We start from the raw sequence: 18,150 nt of genomic DNA, 5'->3' as shown, positions 1-18,150 counted from the left end.
CATGTAGCTTCCGCATATGCACGACCGCTCCACCGTCATCCTCGCTTGGCTCGCCTTCACCGTCGTCATGCTGGTGATCGGATGGGTGCTGAAGCTCGTCGTGCCGCCCGCCCATGATTGGGCTGTGGCCAGCATCGGCCGCACCGGTGCGTGGGCGGTCTTCCTGGCCGTCATCCTGGCCTGCGCCGTGTTCGGCTACTGGCCACGCGACGCCGCCGGCCGCATGCGGCGCCTACCTACGCTCCGTTGACGGCTCGCGGACCGGTCCACCGCCACCGTTCGCCAGGGCGAGCAGGCGCCGGGTGAACAGCTCGGCGTTCTTGCTCCCGGCAGGGGAGCGCGAAAGCGCTCGCAGGTCCGGAAGGGCGCGCGGGTCGAACATCAACCGCGCGATCGCCTCGCCGTTGCCCAACATGCGGACGCGCAGCGCAGCGTCCCCGGCCCCACGCTTCAGGCCGACGATGGCGCCGCCGGCCGCTCCGCCGAACCCGCCGACCGTGGCCCCAGCCGCCGCGCCCGTCGCGACGTCCGAGACGGCCTGACCGATCGGGGTGCTGCCACTCGCGAACTGCTTTTTGATCGCCTCGTTGAAGGCGGTGTCCGACCCCTTCTGCGGGCGATAGCCGGTCGCCTCGAGGGTGGTCATCAGACGGTCGAGCCCGCCCCAGAGGGTGTCGCCCTCCGGTAGGGCCCGGATCGCGGCTTCGAGGTTATGGCGCTGCTGGCTGTTGCCCCGCACCGCCGACGCGAACCCCGCACCACCGTACTGCGCCGCCACGCCCTTCGACTGCTGCGTCGCTTCGTTGAAGACGGATTCGAGGTGGATGCGGGCGAGATCACGTGCGGCCGCCGGTCGGTTGCGGGCCAGGGCCGTCATCGCCGCCGAGACCTCGGCGTGGCTCCCGGGCTTCGGGTTGGGCGTGAAGACGGCCTGTATCGCGGCGTCGACGTCGGGCCGGGCGGCGATTCGCCCGAGCGGGGAGGCCTCCACCTTGGCGAGGGCGTCGCGCGTCCGGACCACGCCGTCGAGCCGGTGATAGACGTCCGGCATGTTCTCCAGGACGTCGGTGCTCTCGCGCAAGAGAGCACTGAGCTTGTCGGCATCCACGTTCCCGCGCCGGTCGGTGGCGGCGTCGAGGATGCGGGTGGCGACGTTGGCCTCGTAGGCCTGCCGCGCGGCCGGGGTGGCGTTGGCCAGGAACTCGCGCGCGGCGCTGGCGCCCTGCAGGTGGCTCGGAACCTGCTCGGTCGGGGTGGCCATGCGGCCGGTGGCCGGATCTTGCTGGACGACGCGGGCGAGCGGAGAGTTGCCCTCGAACGGTTCCAGCGAGCGCGAGTTCGCCGCGAAGTTCGCGTCGGCGGTGGCCACCTCCGGCACCGTCTTGAGCTGCCCATCGAGGGCCGAGCGCGCCGTCTGGAGATCGCGGACCTTGGTGCCGTCACCATCCCGCAGCGCGAGCTTGATGCCGGTGTCCAGGCGCTCGCGGGCGTGCAGCAGCCCTTCGACGGAGAGGTCGGTCTGCCCGTCCGGCCCGTAAAGGTCGCGGCGCGCCCGGGCGAGGGCATTCCTCACGTCGCCCTTGGCGGTGCGCATCTGGGCGCCGATGGCGTCGAGCGCCGCCTGCGGGTTCACCTGGCCGAACCGGACGTCCGGGATCTCCTCGCGGATCGTCGTGCCCTTCACCGTGGGCGGCGGCGCATCGCGCATCGCCATCACGACCTTCTCGTAGACGTCGAGCGAGTCGGCGCGGGGGTCGCGCATCATCTCGCCGAGGACGCGCGAGCGAATGTCGGGGTGGACGGTCTCCGGCCGGATGCCGGCATTGATCAGGTCGCGGTCGAGGAAGCCTTCCGCCGCCTCCGTGCTGCCGCGGTACTCGTCGGCCTGGCGCGTTGCCCGGACCCGCGCGGCCGAGGGCTCCTTGCCGATCTGGTACGACGGCACGCCCCGCTGTTCGTTTGTCAGCTTGCGCAACAGCTCGTCGCGGATGTCCCGGGCCGCGCCGCCATCGATGTCCGGCTTCAGGTAGCCGGCGCCGATCAGCTCCTCGCGCCAGAAATTGTCGATGCTCCTGCCGTCCGCGCGGGCGACATTGCCGACGCCGGGGATGTTCCAGCGCTGGAAGTCGTTGGCGCGTGCCTCGCCGCCGTCGAAGTTGATACCGCCCTTGCGCGCGATGTACCGGGCGAGGCTTTCGACCGGACCGTCCGCGGACGGGGCCGACGCGTTCATGCCGCCGAGGGGGCGAGGCGCGTCGGGGGTGAACTGCGGACGCTCCCAGGCCGTCGGGGTCACGATCGGCTCGCCGGGGCGCTCGACGGCGATGGTGCGCTCGATCCCGATGTTCTCCGGGGCCGCGCGCGCCGCCGCATAATCCGGATCGGCCTGCGCCTTGCGGGCGGCCTCGCGTGCATCTGCGACGCCGCGCATCTCGGGCTGGATCACGCGGCCGGCCTGGTCCGCCGTGAGACGCGGGCCGACCGCCTCACGTGCCTGCGCCAGCGCGATGCCCTCGGGCGTCTGCCTCACGCCAGCGCGCGCCGCGGACTGCAGGTCAATGCCGACGCCGGAGGGCGCCTGGTTCTGCGGTCCGATGCTGTCGAATGCCGAGCGGGCGACGTTGTCCACCGCCGCCGGCCGCGCCGCATAGAACTCGGCCGCGATGCGACCGCCCTCCCCGCCCGAGTTGGCGGCCACGCGCTCGAGCTGCAAGGCGCGAGTGGCCCTGCCGCCAGTCGCGGCGTTCAGGGCCTCGCCCACGGACAGCTCCGCCCCGCCGCCCGGTAGCGCCCTGCCCTGCTCGCGCAGGAACTGCGCCGAGACGAGGTCCTGCTCGGACATGCCGTGCGCCATCTCGCGCACTAGCCCCATGCCGGGGGCCTCGCCGCGCACCGCGGTGATCGCCTTGCCGATTAGGCGACCGGCGACTGGGCCGGCCGCGCCCAGGCCGGCGCCCATACCAGCCCCCCACCCTGTCGCATTGGCATCGGCATCGCTGCGCACCGCCGCGTCGGCACCGCCGAGGACAGCTCCGCTTGCCGTCGACGCTGCGGTGCGGGCGAGCAACGAGCCAGCGCCCGCCCCGAACGCGGCTGGCGCGGCCATGACGAGCGGGATCGTCCCGGCCACGCCGCCGGCGATCTCGCCGCCCGTCGTCGCCCAAGGGTTGGCCTTGGCCGTGGCCTCGCCGAACCGCTCCACCTTGCCCAGCTCATCCGAGAACGTCGTGTCGTTCTTGAGCGCGCGCACGGCGGCGGCCGCACGGTTCACGCCGGCGAGCAGGTACGGCCCGGCGACGGGTACGCCGTTGATGATGCCGCGGCCGATCGCGGCCGTGCCGTCGCCGGGCAACCCTGCCGTCGGCAGATCGCTCACCGTCGCGGGATCGGCGAACGGGTCGTGATCCACGGGCACCAGGCGCGGGCCAGCCGAGGCCGGTGCAGCATCCGCGAACGGGTCGTGATCGACCGGGACGAGCTTCATCAGCGCACCATGAGGAACTTGCCCGGCCGGGCGGGGTCGGGCGAGTACCAGTTGCCGTCCGGAGCCTGCCGAGCGCCCTGCGGCGGCTCTTTCGGGGGAGAGGCCGAGGCAGCAGACTGTGCCGCAGGGAACAATGGGTTGGACTCTGCAAACTGCGCCAGTTCATCGTCAAAGCCAGCGTCGAGCCGCCCGCCATTTCGTGCGGCATAGTCGCGAGACATCTTCGCGATCTGCTGCTGCCGCTGGGCGGCCGAGCGAAAGATGCCGATGAGCTGCCTATTACCCTCAGGGCTTTTCGCTAGGCCGGGACCTACGGTGGTGATGAAGCTCAAGTCGGCATTCGAGACACCGGCACCCAACGATCCACCGAGCTGATCGAGCAGATTTTGGTTTCCGAGAGACGAGAATACTTCAGCACCAGATGCCGCTTTTGCATCCTTGACGCCTAGAGCACCAAGGAATTGATTGGCGCGTTTTACGCTTTCCGCTCCAATGCCGGAGTAAAAATCGGGCGCTGACATTGCCTGTTCCATCAGAGCAAGCGAATTAAGCCTCGCTCCCGCACTTCTTCCGCCGCTCTGATAGTCGACAAATTGCTTTCCGTAGGCTTTTCCAATTTCGACGTCCTGAGCCTTTTCGGGGGCGCCGACGTTGACCTGCGTGTTGCCGCCGCCGATCGCCTCGGGGCCCTTGGCCGTCATCTTTGCCGGCGCGTTGGGGGCGAGGCCGTATTCGAGCCGCTCCGGCGCAGTGACCGGACGAACGGGCACACCAGCCGCGACGATCTTGACGTCGGTCGGGTCGGTCCGGCTGACCGCCGCCTTCGAGCCGTCGGGCAGGTCGGTGAGGGTGTACCGCTCCGCCTCGCTGGGGTCCTTCGCCGGCCCCAGCAGGTTGCCGGCCCCAGGCTTCTCTCCGGGCTTGAGCTCGTAGATGTTGCCGCCGATCGTGACCCGGCTCGCATCCTGTTTCATCTGGTTCAGGACGCTCTGCAGGACCGCCGGGCTCGACATGGCAGCGGTGGCCAGGTTCTCGTCGAGCCCCCTGCCGGTGAGCCAGGCCTTCGTCGCGTTCTGGCCCTGCGCTTCCTTCGCGAGCTTCGCCCGCTCGAGCCCAAGCTTCGTCTTGGCGAGATCCGTGGTCGCCCGCGTGGCGTCCGCGACCTGCGCGTTCTTCAGCCCGGCGGAGAGGCCGGCGCCGAACCCCGGCGTCGACATCAGGCCGGTCCCGATCCCGACGAGGAGGTCGCCGCCGCCGCGATCGGTGAAGCGCTGAAACGCATCCCCGAAGTTGAACCCGCTGTCGGCCGGATCGCCGCCCCCTCCCCCCGGTGCGGTGGAGGGTGTCGGAGTCATGGCCGGGGCTGGCATCGCGCCGGCGGCCGGCGCGCCCAAGCCGAGACCGAGCGGGCGGCGCGGCGGCATCGGCACGCTCATCGGCGCCGGCGGCGCCGTCGCGGCAGGCGCGACCGGGTCCGGCACGGGCTCGGCGCTCGCCACCGGCGCTTCCACGACGGCGCCGGACGTGCCCGCGAACCCTTGCGGCGCGCCCATGGGCATCCGGCCGAACAGGCGCATCAGGTCGTTGGGGTCGACCTGCGGCACCGCGCCGGAGCGGTTCAGGATTCCTGCGCTCATCGGGTGATCCTCAGGCCTACTTCATGAACTTCGACGCGGTCCCCGCGATGGCGAGGCCGCCGCCGAGCAGCTGCTGCAGGAGCGAGGGCTGCGGGATCTTCGTCTGCGACGTGCCGGTCGATGTGCTGCCGGCGCCGGCGACCGGGAGCGCGAGCTGCGCCAGGAGGCCGGCCTGGTTCCAGGGCTCCGCCTGCTGTTCGTTGAACACGTCCTGGTCCGCCGCGATCTCTTTCTGCCGCTCCTCGTCCTCGACGGCGCCGATGCCGGCGAGGGTCTGGCCCGGAGCCATGATGTCGGCCTGGACGCCGGCGATCTGGCCGAGGCCGGTCTGCGCCGCGGCGCGGTCGCCCTGCGCCGTCGAGAGCGCGGTGCCGAACTGCGAAAGGATCTGTCGGTTGTTGTCGCCCTCGAGCCCCGCCAGCGTCGTCGCGCCGGTGAGAGCCGCCGCAGCCGCGCCCGAGGCCAGCCCGGCGCCGGTGACGGCCTGGTTCGCGTTGCCGGTGCGCACGCCGTTGATCTCGCCCAGGAGACCGGAGCGGATGCCGGTCAGCGCATTGCCCGCCGCATCGATGGAGGTGGCCGCGTTGGCGATGCGCGCGCGCTCGGCGTCATAGTCGGAGTAGCGCAGGTCGAGCTCGGCGTTCGAGGCCGCCTCCGCCGTCGCGCCTGCGAACCGGCCCGAGCCGTACCGCCCCGAGGCCGCGAACTTCTGGCCCACCGAAGAGGTCGCCTTGGCCGTAGCCAGGTCGATCATGTCCTGGAGGTAGGGATTCGAACCGCCGAGGAACTTGCCGTCGGCGGTGTCCTGCAGCGAGCGTTCGGTCTGCGTGGTCCTGCCGACGTCGCCTAGCAGCCCCTGGTACCCGGTCTCGTCGAGGGCATAGTCGCCGCCCGTCAGCGCCTTGCCGACCGTGGCGGCCGCGCCGTTGGGGTCGCCCATACGGGCCGCGGCCGAGGCCACGCCGGACGTATCGACGCCCGGGACCTTCATGAGACCTGTGAGGGCGCCCTGCGTCGCGACGGTGGAGCCACCGTTCGAGAGGAGGTTCGACAGGAAGCCCGCGCCTGCCTGTGCCGTGCCGGCGGTGGCGCCTGCGGTGGCCTTCATCGCATCGAGGCCGGCCTTCGTCGTGTCGCCGAGCCCGGCGACGCGATCGCCGCCGTAGACCTGCGAGCCCACCCCGGAGTCGAAGGCCGCGGTTCCACGGTCAACGATCTTCTGCAGCGCCGGAACCGCCGGCGCGTAGGGGTCGGTCTTGGTGTTCGAGGTGGTGGTCTGCGTCTTCGATCCGCCGCCGCTCATGCCGCCACCTCAAGATGCTTCACGTAGTAGGCGTCGACCCGGTAGTCGGGGAGCAGAGCCGCCCAGCCGACACGACCGACGAACTCGACGCGGCTGCAGCCTGCGCGCACGGCGCCGGCCTCGATCTCCCGCATGATCTCTCGCCAGCGACGAACGCCCGTCCCTCCGGCCGCCAGGACGCAACAGGATCGGCCGCCGTCGGCGCGCTCGCGCACCTGCGTTACGCCGGCGCCGATCGGCGCGCCGGTGGCGTCGAGGATCAGCACCAGGAGGGCTTCCTCCCGGTCGACCAGGCCGCGCAGGTCGGCCAGGGAGAGGTCGCAGCCCGGCCGGGCGCAGGCGCGGGCGAGCCATGGGGCCGCGATCGCCCAGGCCGGAGCCAGGTCGACGTGATCGATCGAGCGCAGCTGCATCAGGGTCGCCGGATCTCGTAGCGGAACAGGCGGTCGGTCGCCGGCGAAGCGTCGTGCCCCCAGGTGAACGACCCGCGCGCGGTGGACTTCAGCCAGACGCGGGCGTCGGCCGCGCTCTGGGTCGTCGGGATCGGCGCGACGAGGGCGCCTTCGGTGCACAGCGAGTCGGCGACGGTCGTCTCGGTCACGTCGGAAGCCAGGGCGACGAGGGAGGCGCCGAGTGCGTTGGTGCCGCCGCGGGCGAGGTCGGAGAGGGCCTGGACGACCTTCTCCGGGTTGCTCTCGTTCTTGCCGGGGACGATCATCGCCTGCCCTCCGGCGTCGCATCCGGCTCGACGCCGGTCACGTAGCTCCACGCGGTACCGGCCGGGATGCGGGCCCGGACGCGGTGATACCGGGCCGAGGCGCGGCAGGGCGCGAACCGTTCGACGGTGGGCGCGGTCTCGGGCTTGAACCGGACCGGGTCGGCGGCGCGCAGCGTCTCGCGCACGCCGATCGCGACGCGCCAGTCGTCGGCGTCGGTATCGAGCCGCAATCCGCGCACGAAGGCCCTGTCCGGCCGCGCGATCATGGCGTCGGGCGTTTCGAGGATCGCCTCGAGCGCCGGGCCCTTCAGCAGCGCCAGCCGGTTGTCGGCGGTGACGAGGCCGAACGCGGGCGCGCCGCCGGCATAGGAGGGATCGTCGAGCGAGATCTGGCCCGGATCGTCGAGCGAGCCCGGGATGCTGTCGATCGACGTCGCCGGCGTCGCCGCCACGAGACCGAAGCGGATCGGCAGCTTCAGGAACGACCACCGGTCGAGGAGCCAGTCGTAGAGCAGGACCTCGTCGAGCAGGGTTCGGTCCGTGGTCGGAGCCGACCTGCTGCGATAGGCGAACATCACCCGTGGGCCGGTCACGTCCCGGATCGCGACGACGGAGGCCACCGCGTTCGGGTCGACCCGTTCGGCGAAGAACCGGTTGACTCGCTCGGCGCCGATCGCCGTCGAGCCGCCACCGGCGAAGACGTAGAAGCCATCGCGGTCGAGGAAGAACACCTTGGCGCCGACCTTGGCCAGCGACCAGGGCGCCACCGCGCCGCGGTTCTCCTCGTAGACGTCGAAATCGAAGACCTCGGCCGAACCCGGCACGAAGACCATGCGCCGGATGGTGCGTTCCTGGAACACGATCCCGAACTCGCCGCCGGCAAAGCCCGTGACCGCTCCGCCGTCGGGGAAGGGCTGTATGTCGCCCTCGCGGCCGTTGCTCAGGCCGAGCGGCCATGAATCGATGTTGCCGAGGTCCGACCACTGCACGGCGTTCGGGTCGGAGGCGAGACCGGCCAGCACCAGGAACTCGCCGACCACGCCGCAATGGCGGGCGCGGGGCGGCATGCCGCCGAGATCCGCGAATACCCGCCCGGAATCGACGTCGATCGCCTGCGCCCGCGTGCCGAGGCAGACCGCGACGAGGCGCGAGCCGTAGAGCGCGAACGACCAATAGTCGCCCGGCGGCACGGAGTAGACCGTGCCGGGCTTGGACACGTCGTCCCAGCCCGAGGTGCCGCCGTTGAACTTGTAGAGCTTGGTCTGCGTCGCGGCGAAGTAGATCGGGAACCCGAACGCCGGGCTGTTGACCTGGACGCCGCCCCGGCAGTCGGCCGGGAGCGGCAGCGAGATCGGCAGAGGCGAGAGCACCGGGCCATAGCCGTCGGCGCGCGGCGTCACGTTCGTGGCGACGCTCGAGACCGAGGCGTCCACCGACGCGACGTCGGGCGCGAAGGGAGCGAGCTTGACCAGCGCCGCCATCGGATCAGGTCATGTTCTTGGCGGCGGCCATGTCGGCGGCATCGTTGGCCGCGCGGGCCTGGCGCGTCCCGACCTTCTGAGAATCGGTCTGCCCGAAGATCGCGGCCAGACGCGAGTTCAGCAGGACCGACCACTGCGCCGACCGAACCTCGTCCTTCTGGAAGAGCATCGCCTCCCAGAGCGCGGCGTAGAGGTAGACCTCCGGCGCCTTGGTGATGAGCCAGTTGACCGGGGAGGCCACCGTCAGCGGCGGGATGCGCTCGTAATAGAACACCTCGAGCGACCCGGGCACGGCCGCGGCGATCCGCACCTTGCCCCCGAGCAGGGTGTAGAAGGACGGGACGCCGTTCGGCCGGTGGCGGTGGCGGAACTCGGGGCTATCGGGCTCGCGATAGTTCAGGAAGAGCGGTCGCTGGGTCGACGGAGCGACCGGGTACCAGCGCACCGAGATCCAGTCGATGAAATCGGCCGGCAGGGCGACGCCGCCGCTCGCGTCCAGGACGGTCGGGCCGACCGAGGCGTGCATGTCCACGACCTTGAGGTCGGTGTTGAACCGCCCCTCCGCCTGCTGAACGAACAGCGGCGCGAAAGCCTGAAGATCGTCGCGGGCGAGATAGGCCTCGAGCGCGGCGAGCAGGCTGGGATAGTCGGTGATCGGGGCGAGGTCGGCCATCGGGGTGGGCTCCGGGTCAGACGGTGTAGGCCATGACCTGGCCAGAGGAAGCGATGACGTTGGACCGGCCGCGCAGCGCGTTGCGCTCGTCGGTCACGATGCTCGCCTGCATCGTGGCGAAGGCCGGGTCGCGCAGGGCGTTGAGGGCGAGATGCCACTTGGCGCGCGCCGCGATCAGCCCGGAGGCCTCGTCGACCCAGGCGTTGGTGGCGTCGCGGTCCTGCAGCGGCGGAAGGCGGATGTGCGCGGAAAGGCGGACCGTCCATTCTCCGGACGGGATCGGCCACAGCCGCAGCGAGCGGTCGAAGTAGGAGTACGCGCAGGGGCGCGAGCCCGAGGCCGGATCGTCCCAGGCTTCGACCTGCGCCTCGGCGATGCGCTGGAGGGTGGTGACCTGGTCGCCCTCGAGGAGCACGGCACTGTCGATCGCCATGAGCTCGGGGATCTCGGCCGTGTCGCCGGCCCCGTAGACGTCGACGCCCGGCAGGGTCTGGAACGTCAGGATCCGCTCGTTGAAGAAGAACCGCTCGGTCTCGAAATGGCGGATCGCGCGCTGGACCGCCGTCGCGACCTGCGCCGAGAGGTCGGCGCGCGCGATATCGTCCTCGATCTCGTCGAGGAGGTCGCCGAGCGTCGGCGCGCCTTGGGCGTTCGGCATGGATCGGGGCCCTCGGCTCGTCGTATCGGCAGGGACGAAGGCCCGGAAAGTTTCCGGACCCTCGCTGTCGTGCGACGGATCAGCCGTCGTTATTGGGCACGTAGAGGAAGACGATCGTGGCGACGCCGGCGACCGGGCCGCCGGTGATGTTACCGTAGAGCACGGTGTCGCCGGCGAGGCGGCCCTTGAGGGTCGCGGTATCCGGACGCTTGGCGCCGGCGGCGGTGGCAGCCGAATCCGCGGCGGCGACGAGGTCGGTACCGGCCGGCGTGGTGCCGACGGTCAGGGTGGCGCCGGCCGAGAAGGCGGTCTCGATCAGCACCAGGGTGCTGACGATGAGACTGCCCTCGGGGAGCGAGGCCGTGAAGGCGAAGGCGCCCTCGGCGAAGGTGACGGTCCGGCGGACGGTGTGCGCCATCTGCTCACGGACTTCGCGAGTCGACGGCCGCACGGGGGCGACGTTGGTGGCCATGTCGGGCCCTTTCAGGATCAGGATGAGGAACGGACGAAGCGCGGGACCGGCTCGGCCCCGCGCGGAGGTTCAGGTCAGATCGCGTCAGGCGACCGGGGCGGCGTAGGTCGGCACCACGATCGTGCCGAAGTCGTCGCCGTTGAAGGTCGTCTTCTTCAGGCCCCAGATTGCCCAGGCCGAGACCTCGAGGTTGCGCTTGTGGTCGAGGAGCTCCTCGTTCCAGCGGTAGCGGGTCTCGCCGCCGGCCTTGCCGTAGGCGATGGTCGCGGCCTGGGCACCGAGCAGCACGGCGCGGCGGGTGTTGGGCACCGCGGTCTTGCCGTCGGCGGACACGCCCTGGGTCACGTCCTGCGCCTCGCGGAGCACGACGCCGTTGTACTCGCCGAGCGCGCCCGAGAAGATCGGGGACTTGCTCGATTCCATGCCGGCCATGGCGGCCTTCTGGATGTCGAGCCACTGGCCGGACGCGGTGTTGGTGCGCAGCGAGGTGACCTGCGTCGAATGCAGGTACATCACGTAGACCTTGCGGCCGCCGACCACGATGGGGCGGATCATGATCTTGCCGGTGGAGCCGCCGGTCTTGGCCAGCTCGACGGCCTTGTCGATCAGGTCCAGGGTCATGAAGTCGCCCGTGACCAGCGCCGTGTCGTTGGCGCGGGCGTTGGGGCGGAAGATGCGGCCGGCCGAGGGCGCGGTGACGGCGTTGTTGGCGCTGTACTTCTTCGCGTTGGTCCCGAGCGCGTTCACGGGGGTGAAGCCGCACACGTGGGCGAAGAAGGATTTCGTCTTGCGGGTCTGGAACCAGTCGGCGAGGCCGCCGCGGGCCTGTTCGCGCAGGTTGAACGGCACCCGCTGCTGGTCGATCGTGTTCTCGGACTTGACGCCGACGACGTGCCCGAGCTCGTCGATGGTGACCTTGTCGGAGTTGGTGCCGAGCTGCTCGCCGTTGCCCTCGGCGACATCCGAGGAGCTGAAGCCGTCGCCGACGAGCTGCATGCGCAGGCCGAAGGTGACCTGGTCGCCGTTGCCCTTCTTGGTCTCGGTCTTCTCCTGGATGATCGCGCCGTCGCCCTCGCCGATCAGGGGATCGATATCGATGGATTTGTTGGCTTCGACCGCGAGCTTCTTCGACCACAGCTTGATGGCCATGGCATCGTTGGCGCCATATGCGGTGTAGGACATGGGGTGCCTCTGGGGCTTGGGATTCCGTGGGGAGGGTTCGTGCCGCGTGCGTCGCGGGCGGACGGAAGCCGGGCCCCATGTGCCGTTGGGGACGGTGGTCGGACGGGATCCGTGACGGGGATCGGGCGAGGGCTCTGACGCGGCTGCGCGGATCGCGTGACGGGCGATCAGGCGGACGGACATGCGCGGGTGCGCCATGGACCGCGGGAGGCGGATGGCGTGTCGAGCAGGTCCGGAAGACTGGGATGGGCGCGGACGGGGCCGATCGGCCCGCACGTCTCGCGACGCGTAGTCAATGCAGGAGGTTGGCCCGTCGGGTCAAGGGGGAGCGCGAGCTAGTAGTGATTTAATTCGGAAGCGAACCGCAAGCTGCATAAAGCTTGAAATGTGCCGCTCGGATGACCTGGGGAAAATGGCCCGTCTTCAGACTCTCTTCGGCAGGATCTCTGAGCCGAATTAATCTGCGATAATTATATCGGCAGTGCTCCGGTTACAGGTGCGGATTGCCGGGAGAGCCTCGCGCTTCGGCATGTAATCCAAGGCGGAGCCATCATGGCATCAGACGTCGAGCACCCCCTGCTGCCACTCATCCGCAAGTTGGAGAGCCTTACCACCCTCTCGGACGAGGAGCGGGCTGCCATCGAAAGTCTACCCGTCAAGGTGCAAGCGCTGCGGGCACAATGGGACATCGTGCGCGATGGCGACGCTTCTTCTCATTGCTGCCTCATCCTCGAAGGGTGGCTCTGTCGCTACAAGATCATCAGCGAAGGCAAACGGCAGATCTTCTCGTTCCACATCGCCGGCGATATTCCTGACCTGCAGAGCCTGCACATCCCGGTCATGGACCACAACCTCGCCACGCTGACGGCCGCCACCGTCGCCTTCATCCCGCACGCGGCCATGCACGACCTCACGACCCGCTTTCCAAGCATCGCTGCGAAGTTCTGGCGTGACACCCTCGTGGACGCGGCCATCTTCCGCGAGTGGCTGGTATGCATGGGCCGGCGCTCGGCCTTCGATCACTTGGCGCACCTATTCTGTGAACTGTACTTCAAGCAGGAAGCCATTGGTCTTGCCGATGACTATTGCTGCCCCTTACCGATTACGCAAGTCGATCTCGCCGATGCAACCGGCCTGTCTAACGTACATGTCAATCGCGTACTGATGACAATGCGCGGCATGGGTATGATCACCTTACGAAGCAACACACTGATCATCAAGGCCTGGGATGAGCTTCTCCAGGCTGCAGAATTCGACGCTTCTTATCTACACCTGCGAAAGCGCATTGCGAAATGAGCCTGCATTTCCAGCCGATCCACCTCTCCGACACGGAGCGCCAGATCCTGTTCGTCGACGGCGGTGTCGTTGCGGTATTGGTCCGCCTGTCGGACGCGCATGGAGACGAGGCCGGAAGGTGGTCTCTGGAAGCGGGCTTCGGCCGTGTCGGCGACCCCAACCCACCGACGTTCGAAAGTCTTGACGAAGCACAGGCTTGGATCAAAGGACAGATTGGATAGCGCTGGCGGCGCGTTGGCGTCGTGGACGATCTAGGCCGTGATCATCGGCCCCAACACGGTCTTAGCCTCCCATGAGAGCACGCACGCCGAGTTGGCGGTCGCGTACCGCTCGAACTCGGCCTCGCTCATGCTGGCCAGCATATCGAGGGTAACCTCGCTAGCCGGGGTACCGCCGGCGGCCTAACTGGAAAACTCGGATGGGCGGGGACGGGGCCGACCGGCCCGCACGTCTCGCGACGCGTAGTCAATGCAGGAGGTTCGCCCGTCGGGTCAAGGGAGTCAGGCGCGGCGGCAATGACTTAACTCAAAAGCTGGATGCAATCTATAATTGCTATATATAAAAAGATATTCGGTCGATCGCATTTTAAATTAGGAATATTTCATAAAGCTGCTTTATGACGGCTTTTATCGTCAGCGGTCCCGTCACAGGTGCTGATGCCTGGGAGAGCCGCGCGCTTCCGCCTGCAACACAAGGCGAAGCCATCATGGCGTCGAACATCACTCATCCCCTGTTGCCGCTCATCCGCAAGTTGGAGAGCATCACCACCATCTCGGACGAGGAGCGGGCAGCCATCGAGAGCCTGCCTGTTAGAATGCAGGCGTTTCAGCCACGCCAGGACGTCGTAAGCGAAGGCGACAAGCCCTCACACTGCTGCCTCGTCCTCGAAGGCTGGCTCTGCAGATACAAAATCATCAGCGCAGGCAAGCGCCAGATTTTTTCGTTCCACATTGCCGGCGATATCCCCGACCTGCAGAGCTTGCACATCCCGGTCATGGATCACAGCCTCGCCACGCTCACGGCCGCCACCGTCGCTTTCATCCCGCATGCGGCCATGCACGATCTCACGACCCGCTTTCCCAACATCGCAGCGAAGTTCTGGCGGGACACCCTCGTGGAGGCGGGCATCTTTCGCGAGTGGATACTCTGCATGGGCCGTCGCTCGGCCTTCGATCACTTGGCGCACCTATTTTGCGAGCTGTACTTCAAGCAAGAAGCCGTTGGTCTTGCTGATAGCTATCGCTGTCCCTTGCCGGTCACGCAGCTCGACCTTGGCGATGCGACCGGCCTGTCAAATGTGCACGTCAACCGCGTCATTCAGGAGATGCGCGCTAAAGGCATGATTACCCTGCGCAAAAACACCCTGGTCATCGAGGCCTGGGACGAGCTTCTTCAGGCTGCAGAGTTCGATGCTTCTTATCTGCACCTGCGAAAGCGAATTGCGTTGTGAGCCTGCACATTCTGTCGCCGATCTTGATTGCTTTGCTAGGAGGATTTGGACGTCGCTCAAGCGCCACCCGGGCTTGGTTAGACCCCGTTTCATAACCCGCGTAGCGAGGCTTTGGGCCACATGCGTCGCCCTCTTCGCAGCTCCGACGAATGTGCCCGAGCCGCCGCCCTTCTTGGCCCTCACGCCGGGAGGCAGCGAGTTATGAAACGGGGTCTTATACAGTTCCCGCCTGGATACGGCAAAAAAGAATTATTAAGTGTCTCTAAATTTAAACAAAAGTTCCAGTAGGCATATTTTGCGGTATCGCTACAATTCATTCAGAGAAATTTGAGATTCAGCGCTTAGAAAGCGAGGGCTCGTATAACTTTAGACCACGTAGAGCGGCTCCTTTAAAGAGGCCGATCACATATGAGGGCCGAACAGGCCGGGAACTAGATCCTAATGTTGGCGCTGGTACTCGACGATTCTGAAATGAATAACCTCCTAATGGTTGCGGCCTTGCAGCCACTTGCGGAATGCTGGCCTCGTGATTTTACCTTACCAATGGAAGCGCTCGCGTTCGCAAAAGAGAATGCAGCCGATATTGGGATCGTGATAACCGACTATGAGATGCCGGGCATGAATGGCATCGAGTTCATCCAGGCGGTTCGGTGCATTCCCAGCCTTGCGAACGTTCCTGCTGTCATGGTTACTGCATTTGATCAACGCGGACTACGCCGTGAAGCACTGGAGGCAGGCGCGACGGATTTCCTGGGCAAGCCTGTGGACCCGTTCGAAATTCGTGCTCGGGTTACGAATTTACTTGCTCTTTCCAACGCGCTTAGGGTTCAGCAAGAACATGCCGTTCAACTCGTTCGCGATGTCGCCGCTGCTGTAGCCTTGGTTGAGGAGCGAGAGCGTGAGATTATCTCAACGCTGATGCGTGCAGCGGAGAATCGGGATACAGAGACTGGCGATCATATCGCCAGGGTCTCAGCGTACACCGGGATGATTGCCCAGGCGCTAGGCTTTACCTCTGATGAATGCCGGCTGTTGAGTCTGTCTGCCGCTATGCATGATGTTGGTAAAATCGCTCTTCCAGATGCCATACTACTTAAACCGGGGCCCCTTACGCCTGAGGAGCGCCTGCTTATGGAACAACATGCTGAAAGAGGTAAGCGCATTCTGGGTGGGAGTGCATCACCTGTTATGCAGCTCGCGGCCGAAATTGCTGCAAGCCACCACGAACGGTGGGACGGCAACGGATACCCGTACGGTTTAAAAGGTATTGCTATACCATTGTCCGGGCGGATAGTAGCTGTAGCAGACGTTTTCGATGCACTTACGACCGAGCGACCCTATAAGCAGGCTTGGTTGCCTGAAAGAGCTCACGCACATTTAGTGGCTAACGCAGGGACACATTTTGATCCGACGGTTGTAAATGCTTTCCTGAGCCGCTGGTCTCAAGTGCAGGCTTCACTTCTATTACCGAAGCATAGTTCGCCCGAGTGCGCCGCAGCTTAGGCTCTCCAGTGAACTGCCTATGTAATGATTCCTGGCGAAATGGAACAGCGACTTATTTAGCCGCCACGCCAACGATACCATTTCGCCAAAATACAGTCGACTGTTGGCAGTATTTTTAACGAGAGGCGCTGGCTCATACTGAGCGCCGTTCCTCATCCATTCCTAAGGACCGAGCCAAGAGATCTCTTGCCCGGCTGACCCGGCTTTTCATTGTACCAACCTGACAGCCTACAAGGTTGGCTGCATCTTCGTAAGTCATGCCTTGAGCTGCCACGAGAACAAGGGCCTCACGCTGACGAGGTGGTAGCTTATCTATATAATTCCATACTATCTGCAAATCGACACAGTACTCTTGGTCTGCCAGCGCAGTCATCTGGTTTGCTTTCTCTCCCTCTACGTCCTCGAATTCACGCCTGCGCTTCCGGCATTCGGTATAAAAATGGTTGCGTAGGATCGTGTAAAGCCAGGCTTTAAAGTTGGTGCCAACTTGAAAGCGATGTTGGTTCGCCCAGGCTTTAACCATTGTCTCCTGTACAAGATCGTCAGCTAATGCCGAACTGTTGGCTAGCGACATCGCAAAGGCTCGTAATCCGGAAATCTCGGCCAGCAAATCATTTCGAAATGTTTCAGCACTAAAGTTATCCCGCGAACTCAACACGGATTCGAGCTGCGCTATGAGATCAAGCAGTTGAGTTGGTGGTCGCTCTGCCAAGACATAGTTGTAAAATGTTCGCATCTCAGAACCGAGATGTTCACGGATATTTGAAGGCAGCTCAACCTGGGAGTTTAATGCGCGAAGTGATGCTAGAACTACTGCCTGCAGAGGTGCTGGCATAGTGGAGCTGCTGTCTTCAATCATGTGCCTGTCCTGCTTCCTCCCGCGTCCGCTGAGTTAAGAGCGGCCTGGAGAACAGCGCGGGATCCTAAAACGGACAGATGCTGAACGCGAGCTAACAAACGTTTGCGACGTTCTCAGAAACAAACCTGTAAGCACAGGATGCAAATTCTACGCTGGCGTGTTAAAGCATTAGCAGAACAACTTTTTTGCCGTCGACTGCGTTCAACCGAAGGAAAACCGTATCGCCGCCGTTGGTTGTCTCACTGCTCATGAAGGTAGCCATCGACAGCACGACTGGGCTGGTAAATCCCGACACTCACAGCTCCGAATGACGCCCTTCCGCGCGCCTCAGATATGCTTCAAAGCCTTTAACCTAGGATTTGGCGCGGCTTGGTTTAGCCTCCCATCAGCGCGCGCACCCGCGCCGGGTTGGCGGTCGCGTACTTCTCGAATTCGGCCTCGCTCATGCTGGCCAGCATATCCATGGTGACCTCGCTAGCCGGGGCGCCACCGGCGGCCGAGAGCGACTTCGCCGCGGTCTGGCCGGCCGAGATGCGCGCCATCCTCTCGGCCTGGGTCTCGGCGGGCGCGGCGGGCTTGGCCGGTTCCGCCGCCTTCGGCATGAAGCCGCGCGCCTGGGCGATCTTGTAGATGTGCTCGGCCGGCGACTTGCCCGCCTTGATCGCCGCCTTCACCAGCCCGGCCTCCTCGGCCGCGACCTCGCGCATCGCGGTCGCTTCGTCGACGCCGTAGAGCTTGAGCTCGGCGACGCGCGAGCCGATCAGGTGGTTGTAGGCGTCCGCGAAGGCCGGCTCGGTCGCCATGTAGCGCTGCGCATCGCTGGCGTAGCTCGTCATCGCCGAGGCGTGCTCTTCACGCTCCTGCGCCTGCGCCCGTTCGGCCTTCTGCGCCTCGGTGAGCTGGGTCTGGCTGGTGCGCAGCGCCTCGACCTCGGACTTCAGCTGCTCGTAGGCGCCGAAGATGTCCTCGTTCGGGTCGATCACCTTGGGCGGCTCGGCGGCGGCCGGCGTCGCGGCTGGGCGCTGCATCGCCTCGCTCAGGAGCTTCAGGCGCTCGTCACCGCGCGCGAACTTCTCGCGCAGTTCGGTGAGCGCGGCCTCCGCAGCGGTGGCGCGGGCGGCCTCGGCCTTGCGGCGCTCGCGCTCCTGGTGGAACGCGCCATGGCGTACGAACCGGCCCTTGTTCGCCTCCGCATCGTCGACGTCGGCAGCATCGGGATCTACCACCTCGCCCGGTGCGGCAGGTTCGCCAGCAGGCGCAGCAGCGGCCGGGGCGGCGGAAACGGTGCTCGCCTCGCCCGCGGGGGGCTCGACGCCGCCTGTGCCCGCGTCAACGCCATCGTCGGCGGCATAGGCGTCGAAGGCGGCCTGCTCTTCGGCCGTGAAGGCGTCGCCGCCCGACGAGAGATCGTGGTCGTCCATGCTGTCCTCGTGA

General features: G+C 66.4%; 17 protein-coding genes. 5 read left to right on the top strand and 12 right to left on the bottom strand.

What is annotated here, in order from left to right:
- Positions 1 to 16 precede the first annotated feature (16 nt).
- Positions 17 to 250 carry a hypothetical protein gene (locus tag ASF39_RS16585; RefSeq protein ID WP_055888726.1) on the top strand — a complete coding sequence of 78 codons (234 nt, stop codon included), beginning with the start codon at positions 17 to 19 and terminating at the stop codon, positions 248 to 250.
- On the opposite strand, the gene ASF39_RS16580 is transcribed toward ASF39_RS16585, so the two are convergent.
- From ASF39_RS16580 to ASF39_RS16535, 10 genes are all read right to left on the bottom strand, one after another.
- On the bottom strand, positions 233 to 3,484 hold the full coding sequence (locus tag ASF39_RS16580) for a hypothetical protein (RefSeq protein WP_055888724.1): 3,252 nt from the start codon (positions 3,482 to 3,484) through the stop codon (positions 233 to 235). The genes ASF39_RS16585 and ASF39_RS16580 overlap by 18 nt on opposite strands.
- The gene (locus ASF39_RS16575; RefSeq protein ID WP_055888716.1) at positions 3,484 to 5,121 is read right to left on the bottom strand and encodes a hypothetical protein; all 1,638 of its coding nucleotides are present in this window, start codon (positions 5,119 to 5,121) and stop codon (positions 3,484 to 3,486) included. The genes ASF39_RS16580 and ASF39_RS16575 overlap by 1 nt, the downstream gene beginning before the upstream one ends.
- A gap of 16 nt (positions 5,122 to 5,137) precedes the next feature.
- Positions 5,138 to 6,424 (bottom strand): hypothetical protein, encoded by a 1,287-nt coding sequence (locus ASF39_RS16570; RefSeq protein ID WP_055888714.1) that lies wholly within the window; start codon positions 6,422 to 6,424, stop codon positions 5,138 to 5,140.
- Positions 6,421 to 6,837: a hypothetical protein gene (locus ASF39_RS16565; RefSeq protein ID WP_055888712.1), complete on the bottom strand. Its 417-nt coding sequence runs from the start codon at positions 6,835 to 6,837 to the stop codon at positions 6,421 to 6,423. The genes ASF39_RS16570 and ASF39_RS16565 overlap by 4 nt, the downstream gene beginning before the upstream one ends.
- Complete coding sequence (locus ASF39_RS16560) at positions 6,837 to 7,142, bottom strand: hypothetical protein (RefSeq protein WP_055888710.1); 306 nt, start codon at positions 7,140 to 7,142, stop codon at positions 6,837 to 6,839. Before ASF39_RS16560 ends, ASF39_RS16565 begins: the two co-directional genes overlap by 1 nt.
- Positions 7,139 to 8,623, bottom strand: coding sequence for a hypothetical protein (locus ASF39_RS16555; protein ID WP_055888708.1), 1,485 nt, complete (start codon positions 8,621 to 8,623; stop codon positions 7,139 to 7,141). Before ASF39_RS16555 ends, ASF39_RS16560 begins: the two co-directional genes overlap by 4 nt.
- A 4-nt stretch (positions 8,624 to 8,627) precedes the next feature.
- Positions 8,628 to 9,296: a hypothetical protein gene (locus ASF39_RS16550; RefSeq protein ID WP_055888706.1), complete on the bottom strand. Its 669-nt coding sequence runs from the start codon at positions 9,294 to 9,296 to the stop codon at positions 8,628 to 8,630.
- Between the two features lie 16 nt (positions 9,297 to 9,312).
- The gene (locus ASF39_RS16545) at positions 9,313 to 9,954 is read right to left on the bottom strand and encodes a hypothetical protein (RefSeq protein ID WP_056285892.1); all 642 of its coding nucleotides are present in this window, start codon (positions 9,952 to 9,954) and stop codon (positions 9,313 to 9,315) included.
- Positions 9,955 to 10,033: 79 nt separating this feature from the next.
- The gene (locus ASF39_RS16540) at positions 10,034 to 10,426 is read right to left on the bottom strand and encodes a hypothetical protein (protein WP_055888700.1); all 393 of its coding nucleotides are present in this window, start codon (positions 10,424 to 10,426) and stop codon (positions 10,034 to 10,036) included.
- Positions 10,427 to 10,510: 84 nt separating this feature from the next.
- Positions 10,511 to 11,608, bottom strand: coding sequence for a N4-gp56 family major capsid protein (locus ASF39_RS16535; RefSeq protein WP_056285888.1), 1,098 nt, complete (start codon positions 11,606 to 11,608; stop codon positions 10,511 to 10,513).
- Positions 11,609 to 12,160: 552 nt separating this feature from the next.
- Here ASF39_RS16535 and ASF39_RS16530 point away from each other — a divergent pair.
- The 4 genes from ASF39_RS16530 to ASF39_RS20790 all read left to right on the top strand — a co-directional run bounded on the left by ASF39_RS16530 (position 12,161) and on the right by ASF39_RS20790 (position 15,857).
- Positions 12,161 to 12,904, top strand: a complete 744-nt coding sequence (locus ASF39_RS16530; protein ID WP_055888696.1) for a Crp/Fnr family transcriptional regulator — start codon at positions 12,161 to 12,163, stop codon at positions 12,902 to 12,904.
- Positions 12,901 to 13,125 (top strand): hypothetical protein, encoded by a 225-nt coding sequence (locus tag ASF39_RS16525; protein ID WP_055888694.1) that lies wholly within the window; start codon positions 12,901 to 12,903, stop codon positions 13,123 to 13,125. The genes ASF39_RS16530 and ASF39_RS16525 overlap by 4 nt, the downstream gene beginning before the upstream one ends.
- Before the next feature lie 395 nt (positions 13,126 to 13,520).
- Positions 13,521 to 14,354, top strand: a complete 834-nt coding sequence (locus tag ASF39_RS16520; RefSeq protein ID WP_244472443.1) for a Crp/Fnr family transcriptional regulator — start codon at positions 13,521 to 13,523, stop codon at positions 14,352 to 14,354.
- Positions 14,355 to 14,795: 441 nt separating this feature from the next.
- Complete coding sequence (locus ASF39_RS20790; RefSeq protein ID WP_082494629.1) at positions 14,796 to 15,857, top strand: HD domain-containing phosphohydrolase; 1,062 nt, start codon at positions 14,796 to 14,798, stop codon at positions 15,855 to 15,857.
- A gap of 133 nt (positions 15,858 to 15,990) precedes the next feature.
- Here ASF39_RS20790 and ASF39_RS20785 read toward each other — a convergent pair whose 3' ends face one another.
- Both ASF39_RS20785 and ASF39_RS16515 read right to left on the bottom strand, forming a co-directional pair.
- Entirely contained in the window at positions 15,991 to 16,716 is a 726-nt protein-coding gene (locus ASF39_RS20785; RefSeq protein WP_082494628.1) for a sigma-70 family RNA polymerase sigma factor, read from the bottom strand.
- A gap of 374 nt (positions 16,717 to 17,090) precedes the next feature.
- Positions 17,091 to 18,137, bottom strand: coding sequence for a hypothetical protein (locus ASF39_RS16515; protein WP_055888690.1), 1,047 nt, complete (start codon positions 18,135 to 18,137; stop codon positions 17,091 to 17,093).
- Positions 18,138 to 18,150: the final 13 nt, after the last annotated feature.

This window comes from Methylobacterium sp. Leaf108 (assembly GCF_001423265.1).
Taxonomy (GTDB): Bacteria; Pseudomonadota; Alphaproteobacteria; order Rhizobiales; family Beijerinckiaceae; genus Methylobacterium.
Note: the sequence above shows the minus strand (reverse complement) of the source record. Positions and strands in the feature narration are given on the sequence as shown.

Bases quoted from the DNA above. Each gene is read 5' to 3' on its own strand.
- ASF39_RS16530 (WP_055888696.1), top strand. From the start codon at position 12,161: ATGGCATCAGACGTCGAGCACCCCCTGCTGCCACTCATCCGCAAGTTG.
- ASF39_RS16520 (WP_244472443.1), top strand. From the start codon at position 13,521: ATGACGGCTTTTATCGTCAGCGGTCCCGTCACAGGTGCTGATGCCTGG.
- ASF39_RS16565 (WP_055888712.1), bottom strand. From the start codon at position 6,837: ATGCAGCTGCGCTCGATCGATCACGTCGACCTGGCTCCGGCCTGGGCG.
- ASF39_RS16540 (WP_055888700.1), bottom strand. From the start codon at position 10,426: ATGGCCACCAACGTCGCCCCCGTGCGGCCGTCGACTCGCGAAGTCCGT.
- ASF39_RS20785 (WP_082494628.1), bottom strand. From the start codon at position 16,716: ATGATTGAAGACAGCAGCTCCACTATGCCAGCACCTCTGCAGGCAGTA.
- ASF39_RS16570 (WP_055888714.1), bottom strand. From the start codon at position 6,424: ATGAGCGGCGGCGGATCGAAGACGCAGACCACCACCTCGAACACCAAG.
- ASF39_RS16560 (WP_055888710.1), bottom strand. From the start codon at position 7,142: ATGATCGTCCCCGGCAAGAACGAGAGCAACCCGGAGAAGGTCGTCCAG.
- ASF39_RS16555 (WP_055888708.1), bottom strand. From the start codon at position 8,623: ATGGCGGCGCTGGTCAAGCTCGCTCCCTTCGCGCCCGACGTCGCGTCG.
- ASF39_RS16575 (WP_055888716.1), bottom strand. From the start codon at position 5,121: ATGAGCGCAGGAATCCTGAACCGCTCCGGCGCGGTGCCGCAGGTCGAC.
- ASF39_RS16515 (WP_055888690.1), bottom strand. From the start codon at position 18,137: ATGGACGACCACGATCTCTCGTCGGGCGGCGACGCCTTCACGGCCGAA.
- ASF39_RS16545 (WP_056285892.1), bottom strand. From the start codon at position 9,954: ATGCCGAACGCCCAAGGCGCGCCGACGCTCGGCGACCTCCTCGACGAG.
- ASF39_RS16550 (WP_055888706.1), bottom strand. From the start codon at position 9,296: ATGGCCGACCTCGCCCCGATCACCGACTATCCCAGCCTGCTCGCCGCG.
- ASF39_RS20790 (WP_082494629.1), top strand. From the start codon at position 14,796: ATGTTGGCGCTGGTACTCGACGATTCTGAAATGAATAACCTCCTAATG.
- ASF39_RS16585 (WP_055888726.1), top strand. From the start codon at position 17: ATGCACGACCGCTCCACCGTCATCCTCGCTTGGCTCGCCTTCACCGTC.
- ASF39_RS16580 (WP_055888724.1), bottom strand. From the start codon at position 3,484: ATGAAGCTCGTCCCGGTCGATCACGACCCGTTCGCGGATGCTGCACCG.
- ASF39_RS16535 (WP_056285888.1), bottom strand. From the start codon at position 11,608: ATGTCCTACACCGCATATGGCGCCAACGATGCCATGGCCATCAAGCTG.
- ASF39_RS16525 (WP_055888694.1), top strand. From the start codon at position 12,901: ATGAGCCTGCATTTCCAGCCGATCCACCTCTCCGACACGGAGCGCCAG.